Source organism: Bartonella sp. EBT8 (assembly GCF_055796165.1).
This window is the reverse complement of the sequence record NZ_JBTTDJ010000063.1, coordinates 1-1,647: the sequence shown is the minus strand read 5'-3', so window position 1 is coordinate 1,647 and position 1,647 is coordinate 1. Positions and strand designations below refer to the sequence as shown.

The following is a 1,647-nucleotide window of genomic DNA, read 5'->3' as shown; positions in this document are numbered from 1 at the left end:
AATTTACGAGGAGATCTTCGTAAAAACATGTTAAGTGGTGGTAGAGCTCAAGAAGGAGAAAATGTTTTTGGCAATGGTAGTATGACCGGTATTGCTGTAACATTATTTATCAAAAATCCCAATGTTTCTGGAGATTGTAAAATTTACTATCATGATATTGGCAATAATCTTACAACAAAAGGTAAACTTGCGGCTCTTGAGTACCTTAGTAGTGTTAAGGGTATTGCGGATAAATCAAGTTGGCAAATCATTACACCAAACAAGCATGGTGATTGGATAAATCAACGTGATGATAGTTTTGAAACATTTTTAGCTATGGGTATTAAGAAAGGTCATGGTAAGAAACTTTTTGAGACTTACTCTCGTGGTATTATGACCAGCCGTGATGCGTGGGCATACAACTCAAGCCTTAAGCTTTTAGCAAAAAATATGAAGAATATGATTGCTTTCTATAATAGCGAAGTAAAACGTTTTAATGATTCCTATCCACATAATAATCGTACAATACATGCAAATGCTGTAAATGATTTTGTTGACTCGGATGAGAGCAAAATAAGTTGGAGTTATAATCTCAAACAAGATTTGATAAAAGGAAAAGTTTTCAACTTTAAGGAAAATTTCCTTACAAAAAGCTTATATCGTCCTTTTACACGACAGTGGCTTTATTGTGATTCTGCTCTCAACTGCGATGGTGCTTATCAGATGCGGATATTCCCAATGGGAAAAACGGTTGATAATAGGGTGATACAAGTTACAGGCATAGGTGCAAGATGTGGTTTTTCTGTCCTGATGAGTAATGCTTTGCCTAATCTTGATTCAATAGAGAAAAGTCAATGCTTTCCATTATACCTTTATGAAGACGCCGCTGCTTCAAAAGATAAAAATGAAAAACAATCCCATTTATTTGCAAATTCTACAGAAGAAAGCAAAACGGCTGGTTTACAACGTCGTGATGCCATCACTGATGAAGGATTAGCACATTTTAAAGCTGCTTATCCTAATGAGAAAATCACTAAAGATGATATCTTCTATTATATTTACGGAATCTTGCATTCAGAAGATTACCGTGCTCGCTATGCTGATAACCTCTCTAAAGAACTCCCTCGCATCCCTTGCGTAAAGAGCACTGAAGATTTCTGGGCATTTGTTAATGCGGGGCGTGAATTAGGCAATTTGCACGTCAATTATGAGACGGTAGAGCCTTATCCCGTGACCTTTAAAAAAGGCAATCCAAAAATGACAGATATCCCTAATCCTGAGAAATTCTATTACGTTACAGAAATGAAATTCGCAAAAGCAGGTAAAGAAAAGGATAAAACCACTGTTATTTACAATAGTAATATCACAATAACAGATATACCTAAGGAAGCTTATGAGTATATCGTAAATGGTAGACCCGCTCTTGAATGGGTTATGGGGCGTCAATGTGTAAAAACTGATAAAAAGAGCGGCATTGTTAATGATGCCAATCGCTATGCGGTTGAGACCGTTGGAAACCCTGCTTATCCATTGGAATTATTCCAAAGGGTTATTACGGTAAGTTTAGAAACAATGAAGATTGTTAAGAACCTACCAAATTTGGAATTAAGAGAAACTGAATAGATTTATGAATCATGCCAATCTTATAAGGGGTATAGATCTTATAAT

1 protein-coding gene is annotated in these 1,647 nt (G+C 35.9%); it reads left to right on the top strand.

Annotation, left to right across the window (positions count from 1 at the left end; translation table 11 throughout):
* Nucleotides 1-1,602 (top strand): type ISP restriction/modification enzyme (locus tag AC0QT4_RS09035; RefSeq protein WP_473201333.1); only part of this gene is annotated, 1,602 nt, incomplete at its 5' end.
* Between the last annotated feature and the right edge of the window lie 45 nt (nucleotides 1,603-1,647).